The following is a 1,065-nucleotide window of genomic DNA, read 5'->3' on the forward strand; positions in this document are numbered from 1 at the left end:
ACTTCGATGCGCTGTGCGTGAGCCTCACCCTTATCGGTGGAGACGTGGACGACTTCGCCGGCGCGAAATTTGATCGCGACGTCCTCGCGTCGATCGCCATCGGTGTCGATTCGGAAGACATAGAGAGCTTCGTCTCGAAACGGTGCGACCGTGTCCGCGTCGGCAGTGGGATTGATGGTCATCGCCATCACCGTCGTGTCCTCGGTGCCGGCGAAAAGGTAGAAGTCACACAGGTCGAGGCGGGGGTCTTCTCGGGCAGTGGGGGTGTCGAAGTGGTGGGACATAGGGAGGGCCTCCTTGCCGGGCGTTACGTAGTCGTGGCATGTAGCCAGCGGTTTCAAATGGACGAGTCGATCAACAGCGGCAGCTTGCGGTAACAGGAGCCGGATGCAGCGAATCGGGTAAAAAGCGAGCCCAGCTGCGTACCAACCGGTACAATGGGGATGGCGGGCTGTCGTGGATAGCTCTGAGGATTGATCAGTGATGATACCTACACCGCACGGACCATCACCGTCCAGGCACCCGAAGCAACGGCAGCATTCCCAGAAACCGTAGACGTGGCCGGCAACGACGTAAGACGCTCTCGCGGATGCAATTTCGAGCGGTCCTCCCTCAGATTGCCGGTGGCCACCCCCAACGCGACCCTCAAGGAATGGACTCAGGGGTCCAAAGTGCAGTAATCTTCGACTCTCCACAATCGAATATGGTCGCGCCTTGCGGGAGGAGGTTACGCAGATTGAGTCACGTTTCGTCATGTGGTCTGTACGAGGTTTCCTCTGAGAGTTGCTCGACCAGCTCGGAGAGGTTCTCCCACGATCCACCAAGCAAACGAGATCCGAGGAGCGGATATGAGCGTGATCAGCAGGGGGTTCGGCGCCGGGCACAGCAACGGTGGCGGCGGGCGCCTCCCGCCGGGGCAACACGAGACGCACGACTTCCCGGTGTTGTCTACAGGGCCGACACCTCAGGTCGATCGATCTACGTGGGCGTTGAATATTACCGATCTCGAAGGTTCGGTGACCCGCTGGAACTGGCCGGACCTCATGCGCGCGCCCAGCGAAGATT

1 protein-coding gene and 1 pseudogene are annotated in these 1,065 nt (G+C 60.2%); one reads left to right on the forward strand and one right to left on the reverse strand.

Features of this window, described 5'->3' with window-relative positions:
* Nucleotides 1–284: DUF4331 family protein (locus AC0B9F_RS38510; RefSeq protein WP_472010509.1), on the reverse strand; the 284-nt coding region annotated here is incomplete at its 3' end.
* Nucleotides 285–848: 564 nt separating this feature from the next.
* Between AC0B9F_RS38510 and AC0B9F_RS38515 the strand changes: the two are divergent.
* A pseudogene (locus AC0B9F_RS38515) lies at nt 849–1,065 on the forward strand (sulfite oxidase-like oxidoreductase); the annotation flags it as partial.

The sequence above is a fragment of the Streptomyces sp. NPDC097129 genome, from assembly GCF_055668065.1.